The organism is Halomonas sp. B23F22_20 (genome assembly GCF_043496985.1).
Classification (GTDB): domain Bacteria; phylum Pseudomonadota; class Gammaproteobacteria; order Pseudomonadales; family Halomonadaceae; genus Halomonas.
This window is the reverse complement of sequence record NZ_JBIEKH010000001.1, coordinates 241,854-260,714: the sequence shown is the minus strand read 5'-3', so window position 1 is coordinate 260,714 and position 18,861 is coordinate 241,854. Positions and strand designations below refer to the sequence as shown.

General features: G+C 67.0%; 15 protein-coding genes. 2 read left to right on the top strand and 13 right to left on the bottom strand.

The window, feature by feature from the left end; translation table 11 throughout:
* Positions 1-98: 98 nt before the first annotated feature.
* Positions 99-1,037 (top strand): transaldolase, encoded by a 939-nt coding sequence (gene tal / locus ACGTN6_RS01200; RefSeq protein ID WP_394589402.1) that lies wholly within the window; start codon positions 99-101, stop codon positions 1,035-1,037.
* Positions 1,038-1,119: 82 nt separating this feature from the next.
* Here tal and ACGTN6_RS01195 read toward each other — a convergent pair whose 3' ends face one another.
* The 9 genes from ACGTN6_RS01195 to ACGTN6_RS01155 all read right to left on the bottom strand — a co-directional run bounded on the left by ACGTN6_RS01195 (position 1,120) and on the right by ACGTN6_RS01155 (position 13,875).
* Positions 1,120-1,629 (bottom strand): STAS domain-containing protein, encoded by a 510-nt coding sequence (locus tag ACGTN6_RS01195; RefSeq protein ID WP_394589401.1) that lies wholly within the window; start codon positions 1,627-1,629, stop codon positions 1,120-1,122.
* A complete protein-coding gene (locus ACGTN6_RS01190) occupies positions 1,616-2,812 on the bottom strand; it encodes a PP2C family protein-serine/threonine phosphatase (protein ID WP_394589400.1) in 1,197 nt (398 codons plus the stop codon). Before ACGTN6_RS01190 ends, ACGTN6_RS01195 begins: the two co-directional genes overlap by 14 nt.
* A 12-nt stretch (positions 2,813-2,824) precedes the next feature.
* Complete coding sequence (locus ACGTN6_RS01185) at positions 2,825-3,598, bottom strand: MlaA family lipoprotein (protein WP_394589399.1); 774 nt, start codon at positions 3,596-3,598, stop codon at positions 2,825-2,827.
* 46 nt (positions 3,599-3,644) lie between these two features.
* Positions 3,645-4,757, bottom strand: a complete 1,113-nt coding sequence (locus tag ACGTN6_RS01180) for a beta-ketoacyl-ACP synthase III (RefSeq protein WP_394589398.1) — start codon at positions 4,755-4,757, stop codon at positions 3,645-3,647.
* 54 nt (positions 4,758-4,811) lie between these two features.
* On the bottom strand, positions 4,812-8,828 hold the full coding sequence (gene hrpA / locus ACGTN6_RS01175) for an ATP-dependent RNA helicase HrpA (protein WP_394589397.1): 4,017 nt from the start codon (positions 8,826-8,828) through the stop codon (positions 4,812-4,814).
* Positions 8,829-9,052: 224 nt separating this feature from the next.
* Entirely contained in the window at positions 9,053-10,732 is a 1,680-nt protein-coding gene (locus ACGTN6_RS01170) for an AMP-binding protein (RefSeq protein WP_394589396.1), read from the bottom strand.
* 106 nt (positions 10,733-10,838) lie between these two features.
* A complete protein-coding gene (locus ACGTN6_RS01165; protein WP_394589395.1) occupies positions 10,839-11,618 on the bottom strand; it encodes a class II glutamine amidotransferase in 780 nt (259 codons plus the stop codon).
* Entirely contained in the window at positions 11,611-13,449 is a 1,839-nt protein-coding gene (locus tag ACGTN6_RS01160) for a vWA domain-containing protein (protein WP_394589394.1), read from the bottom strand. Before ACGTN6_RS01160 ends, ACGTN6_RS01165 begins: the two co-directional genes overlap by 8 nt.
* 9 nt (positions 13,450-13,458) lie before the next feature.
* Complete coding sequence (locus ACGTN6_RS01155; RefSeq protein WP_394589393.1) at positions 13,459-13,875, bottom strand: hypothetical protein; 417 nt, start codon at positions 13,873-13,875, stop codon at positions 13,459-13,461.
* 91 nt (positions 13,876-13,966) lie between these two features.
* Between ACGTN6_RS01155 and ACGTN6_RS01150 the strand changes: the two genes are divergently transcribed.
* Positions 13,967-16,078 carry a S9 family peptidase gene (locus tag ACGTN6_RS01150; protein WP_394589392.1) on the top strand — a complete coding sequence of 704 codons (2,112 nt, stop codon included), beginning with the start codon at positions 13,967-13,969 and terminating at the stop codon, positions 16,076-16,078.
* A gap of 58 nt (positions 16,079-16,136) precedes the next feature.
* On the opposite strand, the gene ACGTN6_RS01145 is transcribed toward ACGTN6_RS01150, so the two are convergent.
* The 4 genes from ACGTN6_RS01145 to recR all read right to left on the bottom strand — a co-directional run bounded on the left by ACGTN6_RS01145 (position 16,137) and on the right by recR (position 18,837).
* Positions 16,137-16,583: a YcgN family cysteine cluster protein gene (locus tag ACGTN6_RS01145; protein WP_183386583.1), complete on the bottom strand. Its 447-nt coding sequence runs from the start codon at positions 16,581-16,583 to the stop codon at positions 16,137-16,139.
* A gap of 182 nt (positions 16,584-16,765) precedes the next feature.
* Entirely contained in the window at positions 16,766-17,068 is a 303-nt protein-coding gene (locus ACGTN6_RS01140) for a YcgL domain-containing protein (RefSeq protein ID WP_394589391.1), read from the bottom strand.
* The gene (gene rnd / locus ACGTN6_RS01135) at positions 17,065-18,198 is read right to left on the bottom strand and encodes a ribonuclease D (RefSeq protein ID WP_394589390.1); all 1,134 of its coding nucleotides are present in this window, start codon (positions 18,196-18,198) and stop codon (positions 17,065-17,067) included. The genes ACGTN6_RS01140 and rnd overlap by 4 nt, the downstream gene beginning before the upstream one ends.
* A 33-nt stretch (positions 18,199-18,231) precedes the next feature.
* On the bottom strand, positions 18,232-18,837 hold the full coding sequence (recR, locus tag ACGTN6_RS01130) for a recombination mediator RecR (protein ID WP_394589389.1): 606 nt from the start codon (positions 18,835-18,837) through the stop codon (positions 18,232-18,234).
* Positions 18,838-18,861: the final 24 nt, after the last annotated feature.

Genomic DNA, 18,861 nt, shown 5'->3' with positions numbered 1-18,861 from the left:
TGGTAACCCAAGTGCCAGCCTCTTGCCGGGATCACCTATATTCGCCTACCGGCCCTTGCTAGAGTGACAAGCCAGATACCACGGAGGACGCATGACCCATGGCTGACGACCTGCTGACGCAACTCAAAGACATGACCACGGTAGTGGCCGACACCGGCGACATCGAAGCCATTCGCCGTTTCCAGCCCACCGACGCCACCACCAATCCATCGCTGATCCTGCAGGCCGCCCAGCAGGAGGGCCGCCGCCAGCGACTGGGCGAGATCGCCCGACAGGCCACCGACATCGATGACGCCCTCGACGCAGTCGCGGTGGAAATCGGCAGCGAGATCAGCGCCCTGGTGCCCGGCTACGTGTCCACCGAGGTCAGCGCGCGGCTGTCCTTCGACACCGAGGCCTCGCTGGCCCGGGCCCGTTCACTGATCGACCGCTACCAGCGACACGGCGTGGATCCATCGCGGATCCTGATCAAGCTCGCCTCCACCTGGGAAGGTATTCGTGCCGCCCAGGTCCTGGAACGCGAGGGCATCCACTGCAACCTGACGCTGATGTTCGGCGTCGACCAGGCCCGCGCCTGCGCGGATGCCGGCGTCACCCTGGTCTCGCCCTTCGTCGGCCGCATCCTCGACTGGCACAAGTCTCGGGAACCAGAAGCCGACTTCGAGGGTGATCGCGACCCGGGCGTGCAGTCGGTCAAGCGCATCTACGAGCATTTCAAGGGCCACGGCTACGAGACCATCGTGATGGGCGCCAGCTTCCGCAACAGCGGCGAGATCAAGGCGCTCGCCGGCTGCGACCGGCTGACCATCTCGCCGACCCTGCTGGGCGAGCTGGCCGAGAGTCACGGTCACCTGGCGCGTCGCCTGTCCCCGCTGGACGCTGAGACCCGCGCCCCAGAACCGCAGAACGAGGCCGAGTTCCGCTGGGCCCTGAACGAAGATGCCATGGTCACCGAGAAACTGGCCGAAGGCATCCGCAAGTTCATGGCCGACCAGCGCAAGCTCGAGACGCTGCTGGGCGAGCTCCGCCAAGGCTGAACGACGCGCGGGAGTCGCCTTTCGGCGACTCCCGCGGAATGAGAAGCACGATGCAATCGGACTCGCGCGGAAAACGACTCACTCAGCCCCGGTGTGGCGTGGTCTCCTGATCCTCGAGCATTTCCACCAGCGGCTGGAACTGCTCGCGATTGTGCTCATTCATGTGCATCAGAATACGATGCGCCTCGAGGATGCGTTCACGCATCTGCGCCTCGTCGGCAGGAACTTCGGGCAGGTCACGCAGCTCATGGGGCTCGGTGATCGGCGAATCCACGAGGGTGAAGTAATGGGCGAAGCCCATGACGTCGAGCATGCGCCGGACGTCGGGATTGTCGACGACGATGGTCGGCGGCTGACGCAGTCGGCCCTGCAGCGCCATGGCGACCTTGGCCAGGAAACCGAGCGCCGTGGAATCGACATTGGTGGCCTCGCGAAGGTCCACCATCACCGCCTCCAGCCCCGGGGTCTCGGCCAGGCGCTGGGCCTGGGTGTCGAGGGTCGCACACAGCGTCAGGCGAACGTCTCCACAAAGCTTGAGTACGAACACCCCGGAATCGAACGCCGCCTTGATGCGGCCTTCATGCATCATCATTGCCAAATCCGCTCAACATCATGATCGTCAGGTCATCGGGAAGCTCGTCATGGCCGGGGGCGTGCTCGGCGACCTCAGTATCATCGTCGGCGATCTTGTCGCCCAGGGCAAGGCCGTCGCGCAGCGCCGACAGCGTCTCGCTGTCCCGGGCCCGCCTGCGCAGTTCCTCGAGACGCGACTCGAGCGTTTCACCGGGCAGGCACTCGAGGATGCCATCGGAGCACAGCCACAGCCGAAAGTCGGCCGGCAGCTCACAGCCCAACTGCGGGTATTCGACATCCGGAAACAACCCCACCGGCATGCCCTCCCCCGCGAGGTAGCGAGCTTCGCCCTCTTCGACCAGCAGCGGCATGGGCAACTGAGCACCGAGCGAATAGTGCAGATAGCGACGCTCACGGTCAATGACGCCGACGAACAGCGTGGCATGCTTGCCGATGCCCGTGTCGAGCAGCTCACGATTCAAGCCGGCCAGCCAGCGCGGCGCCAGGCATTCCGGATGTTGGCCGTCCCACTCGTGCTGCCAGCGGTTGGACAACGACTTGAGCAGCACGGTAACGAAGGCCGAGGAGGCTCCGTGCCCCGACACGTCGGCGAAATAGAACAGGGTATAGCGATCGTCGAAGCGCTGGAAGTCGAGGAAGTCGCCGGACAGGTACAGTGACGGCGCCAGCCAGTAGTCGCAGATCACCCCGCCCACGCTCTGGGGCCGAGGCGGCAGCAGCTTGCGCTGGATCTGGCCGCCGGCCTGCTGGTCGAGGCGCAGCATCGCCAGATGGGTTTCGAGGCGCTCGTTGAGTTCGGCCAGCCGCGCCCGATCGTGCTCGCGCTCCTGGGCCAGCCGGTTGAGGTCGATGACGCGACGAATCATGCGTCGCAGCAGGTGACCGTGCCGGCGCGGCTCGACCACGTAGTCGACCAGGCCGGCATCGACGGCCCTCAGCAGCTCGCTGTCCTGGCGATCGTCGCTGACCACCAGGGTCGGCACGCGTTCAGCCAGATCTCCCCAGGCATCGCTGGGCAGCGCGCGTGAATGCGCCACCACCAGGGCGGCATTTTGCGGCAGTTGCTCGGCGTTCTCCACGGCGATCACCGCCAGCCCGTCCTTGGCAATGATCTCGGCCAGGGCGTCGCGCTCGGGCCCGGGAACGTCGATCAGAGCAATCAGCTCGTTGGCTCCAGGCATGCTGTCATGGCCTCATTCGGCGAAGGCGTCATCGAAGTCGGCATCGTCGAAGTCGAACTCATCGGTGGCGAAGGGATCTTCGCCCAGTTCGCCGTCGTTGACCTCGAAGCGTCGACGCTGCAACCAGCTGTCGCGGATGAAACTGTAGCGATCGCCGCGAATCAGGCGCTCCTGGTCGAGCAGTCCCGCACGGGTATCGATGACATCCAGGGCCAACAGCGAATAGCGTACCTTATCCTCCTCCACATAGGTGAGCGGATCGGTGTACATGTCCACCGGCAGCCCGGCAGTATCGCGCACCGTGCTCGGCCCCAGCAGCGGCAGCACCACGTAGGGCCCCTCGCCGACGCCCCAGGTGGCCAGGGTCTGGCCGAAATCTTCCTCGCGACCGGTCAACTCCATGTGCGAGGCCACGTCGAAGAAGCCGAGCACGCCCACCGTGGAGTTGATCAAGAAGCGCCCCGTGGCAATACCAGCGTTACTGCCCTTGCCCTGCAGCAGGCTGTTGAGGGTGGTACGAATCTCGCCAAGATTCGAGAAGAAGTTGCCGACGCCCGTTTCCACCGGGTCCGGGGTCACGAATCGGTAGCCCTGGGCCGCCGGCTTGAGGGCATAGCGATCGAGGGTCTCGTTGAAGGCGAACACCTGGCGGTTGAAACCCTCCCAGGGGTCCTCGGGTCGGGAGCGCTCGCTGGTGGCAGTGGACGCACAACCCGTCAGCAGGGCCAGCGCGCACAGCGCCGCCAGGCCACGTCCGGCCTGGCGCATCGGGGCATGTGAGGTCATTGCTGGAGCAGTCTCCCTACGCATCTTTCTATCGTCCATATCGGTCTCAGCGTCGCTGGATCACGACGCTGCCGGCACTGTAGCCCGCGCCGAAGGAACACACCACCCCGAGTGAGCCCGCCGGCAAGTCCTGGCGGTGCAAATGCAAGGCGATGATCGAGCCGGCTGAGCTGGTATTGGCGTAGCGATCGAGAATGATCGGCGCTTCCGCGGGACTCGGGTCGCGGCCCAGGACCCGTCGGGCGATCAGGTCATTCATGTGACGGTTGGCCTGATGCAGCCACAGACGATCGAGCGTCTCCCCAGACAGTGACAGCTCGACCAGGTGATCGCCGATCAACGAGGCCACCATCGGGCAGACGTCCTTGAATACTCGTCGACCCTCCTGGACGAACAGCCGATCGGCAGCCAGCGGATCGGCGTCGGTGACCCGGTCGAGGAAGCCGGCATTGTTGCGGATGGCATTGGAGAAACGGGTCACGAGTCGCGTCCCCAGGATCTCGAAGCCCCCCTTGGCACTGGCCAGGCTGGCATCCTCGAGAACGATGGCCGTACAGGCATCGCCGAAGATGAAATGGCTGTCGCGGTCGCGGAAGTTGAGATGCGCCGAGCAGATCTCGGGGTTGACCACCAGGGCGCGGCGCACGCCGCCGCCGCGGATGGCATTGGCGGCGGCGTCGATGGCAAAGGTCGCCGAGCTGCAGGCCACATTCATGTCGTAGGCGTGGCCGGAGGCGCCCAGGCCCGCCTGCAGCTCCACGGCCACCGCCGGATAGGCACGCTCCAGGTTGGAACAGGCCACGATCACCAGATCGATGTCAGCGGCCTCGACGCCCGCCGCGGCCAAGGCCTCATTAGCCGCCGCCAGCCCCATCTCGCACTGGATCGAGGGCTCGTCATTGCGTCTTCCGGGCAGCCTGGGGCGCATCCGGGTCGGATCGAGGATACCCTCGGCGTCGAGCACGTAGCGGTTCTCGATGCCCGAGGCCTTGACGATGAAGTCACTGCTCGACGGTTCGAGCCTTGCCGTCTCGCCCGCCTCGGCGCGCCTGGCGTTCTCGGTCTCTACCCAGGCGTTGAAGGCATCCACCAGGGCGTCGTTGCCGATGGCATGCGGCGGGGTGTAGAGGCCGGTGCCGGTGATGATCACATCCGTCATGCATGTCTCCTTGGGCCGGCGCGTGGCTGCTGTCCTGGCCGGCCAACTCGTGAATCAGCCACGCCCGATGAGCTCCTTCCAGCGCTTCTCGAGACGCTTCTCCGATACCGGCATCCGGGTCCCCAGCTGCTGGGCGAACAGCGACACGCGCAGTTCCTCGATCCACCAGCCGAACTCGACCAGCGCCGGATCCTCAACGCCTCCGCGACGCTCGCTCTCGCGCCGAGCCATCCACCTGGACTCGAAGTCCTGCACCGCCTGCATGTGCATCTGGTCGCGCATGCGCTCCCTCGGCGCCTTCTCCAATCGAATCTGTGCGGCGTCCATATAGCGCGGGTACTCCGTCAGCCAGTCGCCGGCCTCGGTGAGGAAGCCAGGATGCACCAGACGCTGCATCTGGGCCTTTAGATCACTGTAAACCAGCGCCAGCGAGAGGTTGAGGTTGCCCTTCAACGCCTTGGTCACCGCCAGATGCCCCTCCAGCGCCTGCTTGAGGGTACCGAGCCGTTCCTCGGCGTGGGGCACCAGGGCGTCGCGTGTCTGGGCCAGGCGCGCCTCCAGTTCATCGCGAGAGCGTGGCAGCGGGTCGACGGCCACCACCTGCTGGAACACGGCGCTGACCAGATCCTCGGCCAACTGGCGCTTGCTGCCTACCTTGGCGAACAGCAGCGCGCAGGGCGAAAGGCCGGGCAGGCGCTCGATGGCGCACACCTGATCGGGCAGGCGCGACATGGCGGCGCGCACCACGCCGCGGCGATGGGCCTCGCGCGCCTTGTCGGGATGGTCGAACAGCTCGACCCTCAGGCTGTCGTCGTCAGGCACCACGGCCGGATAGGCCTCGACGCGGATGCCGGCCTGGGTGGTGACCCTGGATTCCGGCAGCGGTGCCTCGGGCAGCGTCTCCAGCGCATCCGCCTCGCTGGCCTCACTGGCCAGCGCGCGAGCGCCCTCACCGGCGGCGGTCTCGAAACGCTGCTCCAGGGCGCGAATGTCGCGCCCCTGGCCAAGTTCTCGTCCCTCATGGTCGACCACCCGCAGGTTCATCACCAGGTGCGGCTCGAGCTGATCGACCCGCCAGTCATCGGGATGCAGGCGAACCCCTGTCTTGACCCGCAGGAACTCGCCCAGCGCCTCGGTAAGCGACACGTCGTCCGGCGTCATGGCCTGCAAGGCGGCGTCTACCCAGTCGGGAATCGGCACCACCTGGCGGCGGATCGACTTGGGCAGCGACTTGAGCAGCGCAATGCACTTCTCGCGCAGCAGGCCCGGTACCAGCCACTCAAGGCGCGCTTCGGACAGCTGCGGCAACATCGCCGCCGGCACGGTCAGGGTCACGCCGTCGTCGGCGGCGCCGGGGGCGAAATGATAGCTCAGCGGATAGCGCACGCCGTTCAACGCCAGCTCGTCGGGGTAATCGGCCTGGGTGACCTCCTCCGCCTCCCGGGCCAGCAGCGCGGCACGGTCGAACTTGAGCACGTCCGGGGCGTCGCGCTCGGCCTGCTTGCGCCAGGCCTCGAAGCCCTTGCCGTTGACGATGTCCTCTGGGATCCGTGCGTCGTAGAAGTCGAACAGCGCCTCCTCGTCGACCAGGATGTCGCGCTTGCGGGCGCGGTCCTCGAGGTCCTCGACCTCTTCCACCAGCGCGCGATTGTGAGCGAAGAACTCGCCGCGGGTCTTGAACTCGCCCTCCACCAGCGCCCGGCGGATGAAAAGCTCCCGGGACTCTGCCGGCGCGATCGGGCCATAATGCACCCGGCGGCGGTTGACGATCGCCAGACCGAACAGCGTGACCTGCTCGAAGGCCACCACCTGGGCGCGCTTCATCTCCCAGTGTGGTTCGCTGTAGCTGCGCTTGACCAGATGGCCGGCCAGCGGCTCGATCCAGGCCGGATCGATCTTCGCCACGGTGCGGGCAAAAAGCTTCGACGTCTCGACCAGCTCGAAGGCCATCACCCACTTGGGCGTTTTCTTGGAGAGTCCCGAGCCGGGATGGATCATGAACTTGCGGTTGCGCGCGCCCTGATACTCCCGATTCTCCAGGAAATGGCCGAGGTGCGACAGCAGCCCCGGCAGTAGCGCCTTGTGCAGCCGCACGGCGCTGTCACGGCGGGCCTTCTTGGCGGTCTCACCATCGTCATCAACCGGCGGAAGCGGACTCGGCGCCGGGACGTCGATGTCCATGTCGCGCAGCAGCTGACGCAGCTGGCGGAAAGTGTCGTGCCACTCGCGCAGGCGCAGATAGTTGAGGTAGTGATCCTTGCACCAGCGGCGCAGTCGGTTGCCGGAGAGCTCCTCGCGGGCGGCCTCGAAGCCGTGCCACAGGTTGAGCAGCGCCACGAAATCGGAGTCCGGATCCTGCCAGCGGCGGTGGGCCTGATCGGCGGCCTGGCGCTTCTCGGCCGGGCGGTCGCGCGGGTCCTGGATAGCCAGCGCCGAGACCACCACCAGCACCTCGCGCAGCCCGCCCTGCTCGGCACCGGCCAGCAGCATGCGCGCCAGGCGCGGGTCGATGGGCAACCGCGCCAGCTTGCGGCCGAGCGGCGTGATGCGCTGGCCCTCGTCCACCGCACCGAGCTCGAACAGCAGCCGGAAGCCGTCGGTGACGAAGCGAGAATCGGGCGGATCGACGAACGGAAAGGCCTCGATGCTGCCGAGCTTCAACGACAGCATCGACAGTATCACCGAGGCCAGGTTGGTGCGCCGGATCTCGGGATCGGTGAATTCGGGGCGACCAAGGTAGTCCTCCTCGTCATAGAGGCGGATGCATACCCCCTCGGCCACGCGGCCGCAGCGGCCCTTGCGCTGGTCGGCGCTGGCCTGGCTGACCGCCTCCACCGGCAGGCGCTGGATCTTGGCCCGGTAGCTGTAGCGGCTGATGCGCACCAGGCCCGGGTCGATCACGTAGCGGATGCCCGGTACGGTCAGGGACGTCTCGGCGACGTTGGTCGAGAGCACGATTCGCCGCCCGCGATGCGCGGCGAACACGCGGTTCTGCTCGGCGTTGGAGAGCCGCGCGTAGAGCGGCAGAATCTCGGTGTCGCGCAGCTCGGCGCGTCGCAGGGTGTCGGCGGCCTCGCGGATCTCGCGCTCGCCCGGCAGGAACACCAGGATGTCGCGGGGGCCATGGAACCAGCGCTTCTCGCGCTCGATGGCCTCGATCTCCTCCACCGCCTGCAGGATGCCCTCCTGCAGGGTGCGGTCCTCCTCATCCTCGGCCTCGCGGGTTAGCGGCCGATAGCGCACCTCCACCGGATAGGTGCGCCCGGACACTTCGACCACCGGTGCCGGGGTCGGCGTGCCGTCCGGCCCCTTTAGCGCGAAGTGCTCGGCGAAGCGTTCCACGTCGATGGTCGCCGAGGTGATGATCACCTTGAGGTCGGGGCGACGCTCGAGCAGGCGCTTGAGGTAGCCGAGCAGGAAATCGATGTTGAGGCTGCGCTCGTGGGCCTCGTCGATGATGATCGCCTCGTAGCGCCTGAGGTCGGGATCATGACGGGTCTCGGCCAGCAGGATCCCGTCGGTCATCAGCTTGACCAGGGTGGCATCGTCGGTGTGGTCGGTGAAGCGCACCTGATAGCCGACCTGCTCGCCCAGCGGTACGTCCATCTCCTCGGCCAGGCGAGTGGCCACCGAGCGGGCCGCCAGCCGACGCGGCTGGGTATGACCGATCAACCCGCGTCGTCCAAGCCCCAGCTCCAGGCACAGCTTGGGCAACTGAGTGGTCTTGCCCGAGCCCGTCTCGCCGGCCACCACCACCACCTGGTGATCGCGCAGCGCCTCGAGGATGTCCTCGCGGCGCTCGGCCACCGGCAGCTCCTCGGGATAGGCCAGGCGTACCGGGCGCGACGCCCGGGCGTCCACCTTCGCCCGCGAACGCTCGACCTCCCGGCGCAGCTCGGCAAGCCCACGGTCCACCGGCTTGCCCTGCCGACTGCGCCGGATCAGGCCGGCGAGGCGCTTGCCCAGGCGGGGCGCATCGCGCAGCAGCACGCCGTCGAGCTCGCCCTGGAGGGCCTTCAGGGCGGCGGCGTCGGATTCGGGCGCGTCGGGGGCTGGGGTCAGGCTACTCACGATGGACTCAAGGGCTCCGGTGATCGATCAGGCTCGGGACGAAAGAACCCGCATCGGCAGGGCGATGCGGGCCAAGTATTGTAACGCCGAGAGACAGTCGGCGGCTAATCGCACCGAGCTGAGGGCTACGGGCTACGGGCTGCGGGCCTCCAGCTTCGAGCTACGGGCCGCTGGCGGCGCGGCACTTTCCTGAACGTGATCGCGCCTTGGGCAACCGAGCCGGCCTAGGACGCCTGGCCCTCTTCCTTTACCTCATCTCGTAGCTGACGGCGCAGTACCTTGCCCACATTGGTCTTGGGCAGCTCGTCACGAAACTCTACGTAGCGTGGCACCTTGTAGCCGGTCAATTCCCGCTTGCACCAGGCACGCAGGGTCTCGGCATCCAGGTCGGGATCCCTGGCCACCACGAACAGCTTGATCGCCTCGCCACAGGCCTCGTCCGGCACCCCGACGGCGGCCGATTCCACCACGCCGGGATGGTGAGCCACGACGTCCTCGATCTCGTTGGGGTACACGTTGAAGCCGGATACCAGAATCATATCCTTCTTGCGATCGACGATGCGGATATAGCCGTCGTCCTCGAACACCGCGACGTCGCCGGTGTGGAACCAGCCATCGGCGTCGATGGCACGCGCGGTCTCATCGTCGCGGTTCCAATAGCCTTTCATTACCTGGGGGCCTCGGACGCAGAGCTCGCCGGCCTCGCCGCCCAGCAGGTCATTGCCTTCCAGGTCCACGGCCTTGACCTCGGTGCCGGCCACCGGCTTGCCGATCGTGCCGAGCCGTATGGCATCGACAGGGTTGAAGCTGACGATCGGCGAGGTCTCGGTAAGCCCGTAGCCCTCGGCGACCGGGCAGCCGGTCACCTCCTCCCAGCGCTTGGCCACCGCCCGGGTCAGCGCCATGCCGCCGGAGATGGTCAGGTGCAGGCCGGAGAAGTCGAGCGCCCGGAAGTCGTCGCGGTTGCATAGCGCATTGAACAGGGTATTGAGCCCCACGAAACCGGTGAAACGCACCGATTTCAGGGTCTTGATGAAACCGTCCAGATCTCGGGGATTGGGAATCAGCACTGAGTGATTGCCGGTTTCCATCATGAACAGGCAGTTCACGGTGAAGGTGTAGATGTGGTAGACGGGCAGCGGCGCGATGATGGTCTCGCCACCCTCCGCCAGCCCCTGCCCGATCGCCTGGCGTGCCTGGAGCATGTTGGCCACCAGGTTGCCGTGGGTCAGCATGGTGCCCTTGGCTAGCCCGGTAGTACCACCGGTGTACTGCAGGGCAGCGATATCGTCGGCTGCGCGTGCGATCTCACGGTGCTCAAGCAACGCCCCCCGCGACAAGGTATCACGGAAACGCCAGGCACCAGGCAGGCGATAAGAGGGCACCAGCTTCTTGAGATATTTCACCGCAGCATTGATCAACGGCCGCTTGGGGAAGGCATGCAGGTCGGCCAGCTCCGTGACCACTACGTGCGAGAGCTCGGTGTCATCGAGGATTTTCTCGAGCTTGCCTGCCATGTTGGCCAGGATGACGATGGCCTTGGCGCCGGAATCCTTGAACTGGTGAGCCATTTCCCGCTCGGTGTAGAGCGGGTTGGTATTGACGACCACCAGGCCGGCCCGCAGGGCGCCGAACACCGCTACCGGGAACTGCAGGACATTGGGCAACTGGATGGCGATGCGGTCGCCGGGCTGCAGATCGGTCTCGTGCTGCAACCAGGCGGCGAAATCGGCCGACAGGCGGTCAAGCTCTCCGTAGTTCAGGGTCCGGCCCATGCAGGTGAAGGCCGGCTTGTCGGCGAAGCGCTCGATGGCGGCATGAAAGACCTCCATCACCGAGGCATAGGCGTCGCTGTCCTCGAGCTCGGGGCCGCGCAGGACGTAGGGAGTGGCGTGCTCGCTCATGGCATTCTCCAGGCTGTGATCGCCCCGGGCGTTCCGGGTCGCTCCTTGTTGTTCTGGCTCTACCCTATCCCAACCTTTTTGCGAATGTAAAACGACCGATTGAAACTTACGTTTTATAGCTCCCGCAAATCTCGCCGTCACGCCACACCAGCAGCTCGCCGGGGACCATGCGGACCCAATCCTCGTTGTCTGTCAGCGGTTCGGTGGCGATCACCGAGACCACGTCGTCGGGCGTGGTGTGCTCGGCGAAGTTCACCGCCAGTTCGGCATCCGAAAGGTTGGCCTGCCCGAACGGTGCCCGGCGGGTGATATGCGCCAGCTTGGTGGTGCAATAGGTGTAGAGATACTCGCCATCGGCCAGCAACAGGTTGAAGACCCCGAGGCCGCGAAGCCGTTCACAGAGGCGATGCAGTAGGCTCCAGAGCCGGCGGCGATCCGCCGGCGGCTCTGGAAAGGCGCCGCGCAGCTCGCCCATCAGCCAGCAGAAAGCATGCTCGCTGTCGGTACCTCCCACCGGCCGGTAGAAGGACAGCGGCAGAGCCTCCCAGCCCTCGAGCTGACCGTTGTGGGCATAGCACCAGGGCTGGCCCCACATTTCCCGGGTGAAGGGATGGGTATTGGTCAGCCGCACCTGGCCGACATTGGCCTGGCGGATGTGGCTGATCACGATATGCGACTTGATCGGATAATCACGAATCAGCCGGGCGATGGGCGAATCCACCGAGGGGTGAGGGTCGCGGAAATCGCGATAGCCGCCGGCCTCGTAGAAAGCGATGCCCCAGCCGTCGCGGTGCGGCCCCGTGCCGCCGCCCCGATGCAGGAAACCGGTGAAGCTGAAGCAGATGTCGGTCGGCACGTTGGCGCTCATGCCCAGCAGCTCACACATAGGGGTCCTCGCGGTGATGATGGACCTTTGAGCGGCGCCTCCGATGCCTCAGCAGCCCGAGCAGCAGCAGACATCCCGCCAGCACCGCGAGCCCCCACAGCCAGGGGCCAGCCGCCCAGCCACGGGCTCGCTCGACCAGCCCCGGCCAGCCGGCCTGCCAGGCCAGGCGAAGCTTGGCTGGCACCGCGTTGACGCCCTCGACGAAGCGGTCGGCGAGGCTCGACGACGCATCGGGTGCAGCCGGGTCATCGGGACCGGCGAAGCGTTCGGCGGCAAGCGTCGGACCGGCCTCGGTGCCGGCGATGCCGATCCGCGCATCGGGATTGAGCATCAGCCGCGGCAGATTCAGTTCGCGAGTCTGACCATCCAGGGTGATGGTCGCGATCAGCGCGAGCGGCTGGCGCAGCTCGGGATCCAGCGCCGGCAGTGACAGGGTCCAGCGTGCCTCACCGACCGCCTCGGCGGTGAGCGACTCACCCCGCAAATCGCCGCGGATGCGAGTATTGCCACGGGTCAGGCGCGGGTGTTCGGCGGCCAGCACCACCCGCTCCGCCGCCGGATCATGCACGGCACCAATCGCCGGCAGGACATTGACCGCCTGACTGCGCTGGCGTGTGAATCCCTCGCCGGAGGCCCGCACCACCAGCCGTGCATTGCCGGTCAAATCCGGCGGCGGTAACTCGCCCATGTAGCGTCCGTCTGCCTCGGCGTCCAGGGTCACCAACGACTGCTCTTCGCCGTCCGCACCCTCCAGGGCCACCTCGAAGGTGAGATTCCCGGGCAGGTCGACCGCGTCCGATTCCGCCTCCAGCCAAGCCTCGACCGGCACCGGGAAACCACGGTACAGCGTGGCGGGCAGCGGCGAGGTGCGCAGATGCCAGGCGCCGCTGACGCTGATGCGGCTGCGTTCACCCACCGCCCCTTCGAGACGCCACTCGCCCGCCTGGGGCTCCGGCAGACGGATCAGATCAAAACGGGGCTCCACTTGCCAGTTCGCTCCTTCCGGAGCCGTCTCGGCCTGGTAGCGGGTACCATCCGGGGCGACCAGGGTCAGCGGAGGGGCGTCGGGCTCGTGGAAGACCAGCGCCGAGAGGCTATCCACCCCTTCGTCAACGATGAAGCGGCCTTCGTCGTCGAGGGGCAGACGGTCGGCCGGAAAGATACGCTCGAAGATATCGAGAAAAGCCCCAAGTAGCCCCTCGGGTGAATCCACCCGGGAAGCCAATCCGCCGGTGTTCTGGGCCAGCCGCTCGACCAGCGCCAGATCGGCCTCGTCGGAGAAGGCGATGGCGTGCACCGCCACCCCCTGGTCGGCGAGCGTCGGCGCCAGCTCCTCCATCAGGCGACGCCGCGAGTCCCGGTCGATGGCAGGCTTGGCGCCACGGGCGGGCGGCAGATCGATGACCCCATCGGTCATCAGTATCAAGTGCCGACCGCCATTGGCCTCGGCCTCACTGGCCCGGCGCAGCGCGGCCTCGATGTCGGTGTACTGCTGATAGTCGCGCAACGCCGGGGGAAGGCCCAGGGCGCGCTCGCGCCAGGCGGACTCAACGCGCCCCAGCGGCAGCGGATTGTCGATCCGTTCACCGAAGGTCCAGACCCCGGCGCTGGCTCCCTCCGGCAGCAGCGAGACCAGAAGCCCCATGGCACTCGCCGCCAGGCGATCGGGATCATGGGCCTTCATGCTACCGGAAACGTCGACGACGACCCGCACGTCCGGTCGCGCCGACGCCGGCGGTGCAGCCGCCATCAGCGCCACGCCGGCCAACCACAGCATCAGCAGCCACCACGAGTGGCTACCCCAACGACCGCGCCAACCTCCGCTACGCATCGCGCATCCTTAGCCGATCACCGGCTCCTGTCGTTGTGCGCCGCCATCCTGGCGGCGTTCTCTCTGACGCCCCTGATCCTCGGTGGCCTCGGCCGCCGCTCCACGCCGGCCGCGACGCCACAGCAACAGGCCGACCAGGGCACCCAGGCCCGCTGACACCACGACCAGCAGCAGCGCCGGGAGCATGGCCCCGGAGTCCCCTTCGAGGAAGGCCAGCCCGCTGACCACCACGGCCGGAGCCAAACCCCTGTAGACTTCCCCCTCTTCCATCAACGGCAGCTGAAAACTGGCCGGCACCCACATTACGCCAGCCACCGCCCAGGTAATCACCAGACGCGGCAGGCGCGGCAGGAACGCCAGACCCAGATAGCCGGTGCCGAGCACCACCAGCGACAGCACGGCATAGCTCAGCCATAGTAGAGACATTGAATCCGAAAGCAGCATCGGTACCTCGTCATTTGCGGCGTCGAAAGACGCACCCTGTTGAATTCACTTCGAGTATGGTACATCCCGCACCATGAAAGCACAGCCGCCACGTGATCCCCGCCAGCCAACGGCCTCCTTCGCCTCCTCCCCGATCGCCGGATTCCGGCGTCCCGAAGACCCCGACTGGCACTGGCTGGAACAGCGCGACGATCCGCAGGTGACGGCCTTCCTCGAGGCCGCCAACGACCAATCCCGGGCCTGGTTCGCACCACTGGACGATCTCACCGAACGCCTCTATCACGGCCACCTGGCCCGTCGCGAGCTGGCCGTTCATGGTCTGCCCACGGCGCTCGACCACTACACGGTGTGGAGCGAAACCGCGGTAGACGCCGATCATCCGGTCTGGTGGCGCCATCTCAACGGCCAACCCGAGCGAGGCGAGCCGTTCTTCGACCTGCAGCGCCGCGCCGCCGACCATGCCTTCTTCGAGGTCGGCGACATGTCGCTATCACCGGACGAAGGCTGGCTGGCCTGGAGTGAAGACACGCGTGGCGACGAGACCTATACCCTATGGCTCAAACGACTGCCCGACGGCGAGCCGCTGGCCCTGCTGGAGGAGATCGGTCCCGAGCTATGCTGGGCAGAGGACGGCGCCACCCTGCTGTTCACCCGCTATGATGCCACCCAACGGCCCGACAGCATCTGGCGATTGCCGCTTCGACTCGGCGCGACACCCACGGCGGACGAGCCGGCGCTGATGCTGCGCGAGGACGACCCGGAATTCTGGCTGGGGCTTGGCAAGACACGCTCCCGCGAGTGGCTGATGCTGGAGTCCGCCTCCAAGGACACCAGCGAGGTCCACCTGGTTCCGGCAGCCGCACCGACGACGACGCCCACGCTGTTCCAACCTCGCGAGCGCGGCGTGGAGTACGGCGTGGATCACCGACCCGGCCATTTCTACGTGCTGCACAACCGCGAGGCGCCCCATTTCTGCCTCGACCGGGTCGACGAGGCCGCCCCTCAGGGCAAGCCCGAACGGCTGATCGAACACCGCGAAGACACCACCCTCGAAGGCATCGATGCCTTCGCCTGGGGCCTGGTGGCCACCGAGCGCGACCATCACCAGGCCCAGGTGCATCTGAGGGTACTCGAGCTCGATGAGCGCCACATACTGCGTCGCAATGAGCGGCTGACGCTACCCGAGACGCCCTGCAGCCTGTCGCTTGCCGACGCGCCGCACTTCGCCGAGCGGTGCCTGCGACTGCGCGAGGAGTCCTTCACCCTGCCGGTGACCTGGACCGAGCTGGACCTGGACAGCGGACGCCGGCGACGCCTCAAGCAGCAGCCGGTGCATGGCGACCTCACGCCCGACCAGTTGGTCTGCGAGCGACTGTGGGCCACCTCCCACGACGGCGAGCGCATCCCGGTCTCGGTGGTGATGCGCGCCGACCTGAGCGGTCATCCGCTGCCCACCCTGCTCTACGGCTACGGCGCCTACGGTGAGGTGCTCGACCCCTGGTTCTCGGTGGCCCGCCTGGAACTGCTAGCGCGGGGCGCCGCCTTCGCGGTGGCCCACGTGCGCGGCGGCGGCGACCGTGGGGAGCCCTGGTACCTGGCTGGCAAGCTCGAGCACAAGGCCAACAGCTTCCAGGACTTCCTGGCCGCCCGCGACGCCCTGGTCGAGCAGGGGTTCAGCGACGATGAACGCCTTGTCGCCTATGGCGCCAGCGCCGGCGGGCTACTGGTGGGAGCCAGCCTCAACCTGGCGCCGGAAGGCTTTTGCGCCGCGGTACTCGACGTGCCCTTCGTCGACGTGCTGCGCACCATGGAGAACCCCGATCTGCCGCTGACCACCGCCGAGTACAGCGAGTGGGGCGACCCACGCGAGCCAGCCGCGCGGCGCCGCATACGCGACTACTCGCCGCTCGACAACCTCCCTGAGCGCCCCTGGCCGCCGGTGTTCCTGCAAGGCAGCTGGCACGACACCCGGGTGCCCTACTGGGAGCCGGCCAAGCTGTATGCCCGCCTCACCGAGCTGGCCGAGGGCAGCGGGCTGTCCTCGCACGACCATCCCACACTGCTGCGAACCGACCTTGAAGCCGGCCACGGCGGCGCCTCGGGGCGCTTCAAGGGCTGGCACGACAACGCCCGCCAGGATGCCTTCATCCTGTGGGCGCTGGGGCTGGAAACGCGGGAAGCCTGAGCGACGTGCACACCAGGCGTCACCACGAAGAAGGCGGCCAAGAGGCCGCCTTTCTCATTTACCCATCGATCGGAAGAATCGCGATGATATGGTCCTCGAGCTCTTCCTCGGGGACCTCGGACTGGGACACCGCGAAACTGCGCACGCTGATGCCCTTGCGATGCACCCGCTCGGGGTCACCGGAGATCAGCGGATGCCAGCCGGCAAGCTTGCGCCCCTCGGCCAGACGCCGGTAGGCGCAGGACCTGGGCAGCCAGCGGAACTCCTCGATGCGTTCGACGGTGAGCTGCTGGCAGTCCGGCACCTTTTCGAAGCGATGAGCGTAATCGCTGCAACGACAACCCTGGATGTCGAGCAGCTCGCAGGCCACGTTGAGCACCGCCAGGTCACCTTCGTCGTCCTGGAACTTGAGCAGGCAGCACTGACCACAGCCGTCGCACAGCGCCTCCCACTCCTCATTGGTCAGCTCCTCCAGCGGGAAGCGCTCCCAGAAACGTTCTCTCATCGTCACCGTCGTCGATCGGTTAGTGGCAAACAAGCCGCGAGCAGCGAGCCCCGGGCAGCGAGCGATTCATCGCAAGCCCGCAGCCCGCAGCCCGCAGCCCGCAGCCCGCAGCCCGCAGCCCGCAGCCCGCAGCCCGCAGCCCGCAGCCCGCAGCCCGCAGCCCGCAGCCCGCAGCCCGCAGCCTAGTATTTTGCTTCCGTGGGCGTCCGGTAAAGATCCAGCAGATACGCTTCCTTGGCCGGCGGCATCTGCAAATAGAAGCCCTTCTCCGCGATGGCGGCCATCACCTCGGCGCCGCGGGTTCGGGCCAGCGGCTTGTCCGGCGACAGAATCAGCGTCATCGCCGAGACCGGCTCACCGAAGCGCTCGAGCAGCGCCTCAGGCACGTCTACGAGACCGCGACGCTTGTCCACGTAGAGGTACATCTCTTCCTTGCGCGGGCTCTTGAAGACCTCGCACAACAGCTTGCCGTTCAGGGTCGTCATGCGGGTTCTCCCACCTCGTTCAGGGTACGCTCCAGTGTCGCGGCCAGGCGCTCGCCGCGCCAACCGACCGGCAGCGGCAGTGGCCGCCCGCGCAGCCGGGCGCTGGCCAGGGCCTCGAGGTCACGGCGTCGCATCAGCACCTCCGGCGCCACCCCCAAAGATTCTGCCTCGGCGCCCACGACTTTTTTCATCGCCTTCAGGCAGCGCTTGAAGGCCGGCGACAGCGGCGACAGCGGCGCCGGCGCCAGATCGGCCTCATCGGCGTGGCGCGCCTCCTTGACCAGCGCCAGCAGGGCATCGCCCTCGCGCTTGACCAGTGGTGGCTTGATACCGTCGACCGAGGCCAGCTCATAGCGATTCTCCGGCAGTCGCTCGGCAATGGCGAACAGCAGCTTGTCGCTGACCAGCCAGCTACGCGGGAGGTCGCGGCGGCGCACCTCGCCCTCACGCCAGATGGTCATCCGCCGGTAGGCCTCGATCTGCCGAGGCCCCAGCCGCCACAGGTTGCGCTGGCGCAGGTACCACTGGCCATCGGCCTCGTCGCTGCGGGTCGCCTGATCCACCAGCGCCGCGCAATCCTCTTCCAGCCAGGCCAGGCGCCCGTGGCGTTCCAGGGATTCACGCTGGCCGGTCCAGACGTCAAGCAGGTAAACCACGTCCAGCGCCGCGTAGGACTTCTGGGCCTCGGAGAGCGGACGCTCCAACCAGTTCGAACGAGTCTCGTCCTTGGGTAGGGTCTCGCCCACCCAGTGCTCGACCAGCTTCTGGTAGCCCATGGACGGAACCTCGCCGAGCAAGGCCTGGGCGATCTGGGTGTCCACCAACGGCGCTACCGGCGCGCCGGCCCAGTGGGCAAATACTTCCAGGTCCTCACTGGAAGCGTGCAACAGCTTCAGCGGTCCCTCGGAGAGCAGGCGGCGAAAGCTCGCGGTGCACTCGACCTCCAGCGGGTCGACCAGGAAGGCCGGCCCACCGGCACAGAACTGGATCAGCGCCGGCACCGGGTGAAAGGTGCGTTCGCGAAAGAACTCGGTATCCAGAGCGAGGACGTCGGCCCCCGCCACCTCGGCGCAGGCGGCATCCAGGGCCTCGGGGGTATCGATCCAGCGGATCTCGGGAGTCAGGGACATGGGTCATCCGACATGGCAGGGATGGGAGAGCGATCACTCGCCCTGGAAGGGCAGCCGGCCGTTGAAGGCCCGGCTCAGAGTGCCGCCGTCGACGTATTCGAGTTCGCCGCCCATGGGCACACCATAGGCGAGACGCGAGAGCTTGACGCCCAGCGGCGACAGCTGGGACGCGATGTAGTGAGCCGTGGCCTCACCCTCGACCGTGGGGTTGGTGGCCAGGATCACCTCCTCGACACCGGCCTCGGCGACTCGCGCCTCCAGCTGGTCAAGGCCGATGTCCTCGGGCCCGATGCCGTCCAGCGGCGAGAGATGGCCGTGCAGCACGAAGTAGCGGCCGCGGAAGCCGCCGGCCTCTTCGATGGCGATCTGGTCGGCGGGAGATTCCACCACGCACAGCACGCCATCGTCGCGCCTGGGGCTGGCACAGATGCCGCACAGCTCTTCCTCGGTGAGGGTGCGACAGCGCTGGCAGTAGCCGACCGCCTCGAGGGCCAGACCGAGCGACTCCACCAGGCGCCGGCCGCCATCACGATCACGCTCGAGCAGGTGCATGGCCATGCGCTGGGCGGTCTTGGGGCCGACGCCGGGCAGCACCCGGAAGGCCTCCATCAGCCGTTCGACCAGGGGGGAAAAGCTCATCGGTGGTCAGGACTCAACTTTCGT

Bases quoted from the DNA above. Each gene is read 5' to 3' on its own strand.
- ACGTN6_RS01185 (WP_394589399.1), bottom strand. From the start codon at position 3,598: ATGACCTCACATGCCCCGATGCGCCAGGCCGGACGTGGCCTGGCGGCG.
- recR (WP_394589389.1), bottom strand. From the start codon at position 18,837: ATGAGCTTTTCCCCCCTGGTCGAACGGCTGATGGAGGCCTTCCGGGTG.
- ACGTN6_RS01165 (WP_394589395.1), bottom strand. From the start codon at position 11,618: ATGTGTGAGCTGCTGGGCATGAGCGCCAACGTGCCGACCGACATCTGC.
- ACGTN6_RS01140 (WP_394589391.1), bottom strand. From the start codon at position 17,068: ATGACGACCCTGAACGGCAAGCTGTTGTGCGAGGTCTTCAAGAGCCCG.
- ACGTN6_RS01180 (WP_394589398.1), bottom strand. From the start codon at position 4,757: ATGACGGATGTGATCATCACCGGCACCGGCCTCTACACCCCGCCGCAT.
- ACGTN6_RS01190 (WP_394589400.1), bottom strand. From the start codon at position 2,812: ATGCCTGGAGCCAACGAGCTGATTGCTCTGATCGACGTTCCCGGGCCC.
- ACGTN6_RS01160 (WP_394589394.1), bottom strand. From the start codon at position 13,449: ATGCGTAGCGGAGGTTGGCGCGGTCGTTGGGGTAGCCACTCGTGGTGG.
- ACGTN6_RS01170 (WP_394589396.1), bottom strand. From the start codon at position 10,732: ATGAGCGAGCACGCCACTCCCTACGTCCTGCGCGGCCCCGAGCTCGAG.
- ACGTN6_RS01155 (WP_394589393.1), bottom strand. From the start codon at position 13,875: ATGTCTCTACTATGGCTGAGCTATGCCGTGCTGTCGCTGGTGGTGCTC.
- ACGTN6_RS01145 (WP_183386583.1), bottom strand. From the start codon at position 16,583: ATGAGAGAACGTTTCTGGGAGCGCTTCCCGCTGGAGGAGCTGACCAAT.
- tal (WP_394589402.1), top strand. From the start codon at position 99: ATGGCTGACGACCTGCTGACGCAACTCAAAGACATGACCACGGTAGTG.
- ACGTN6_RS01150 (WP_394589392.1), top strand. From the start codon at position 13,967: ATGAAAGCACAGCCGCCACGTGATCCCCGCCAGCCAACGGCCTCCTTC.
- ACGTN6_RS01195 (WP_394589401.1), bottom strand. From the start codon at position 1,629: ATGATGATGCATGAAGGCCGCATCAAGGCGGCGTTCGATTCCGGGGTG.
- rnd (WP_394589390.1), bottom strand. From the start codon at position 18,198: ATGTCCCTGACTCCCGAGATCCGCTGGATCGATACCCCCGAGGCCCTG.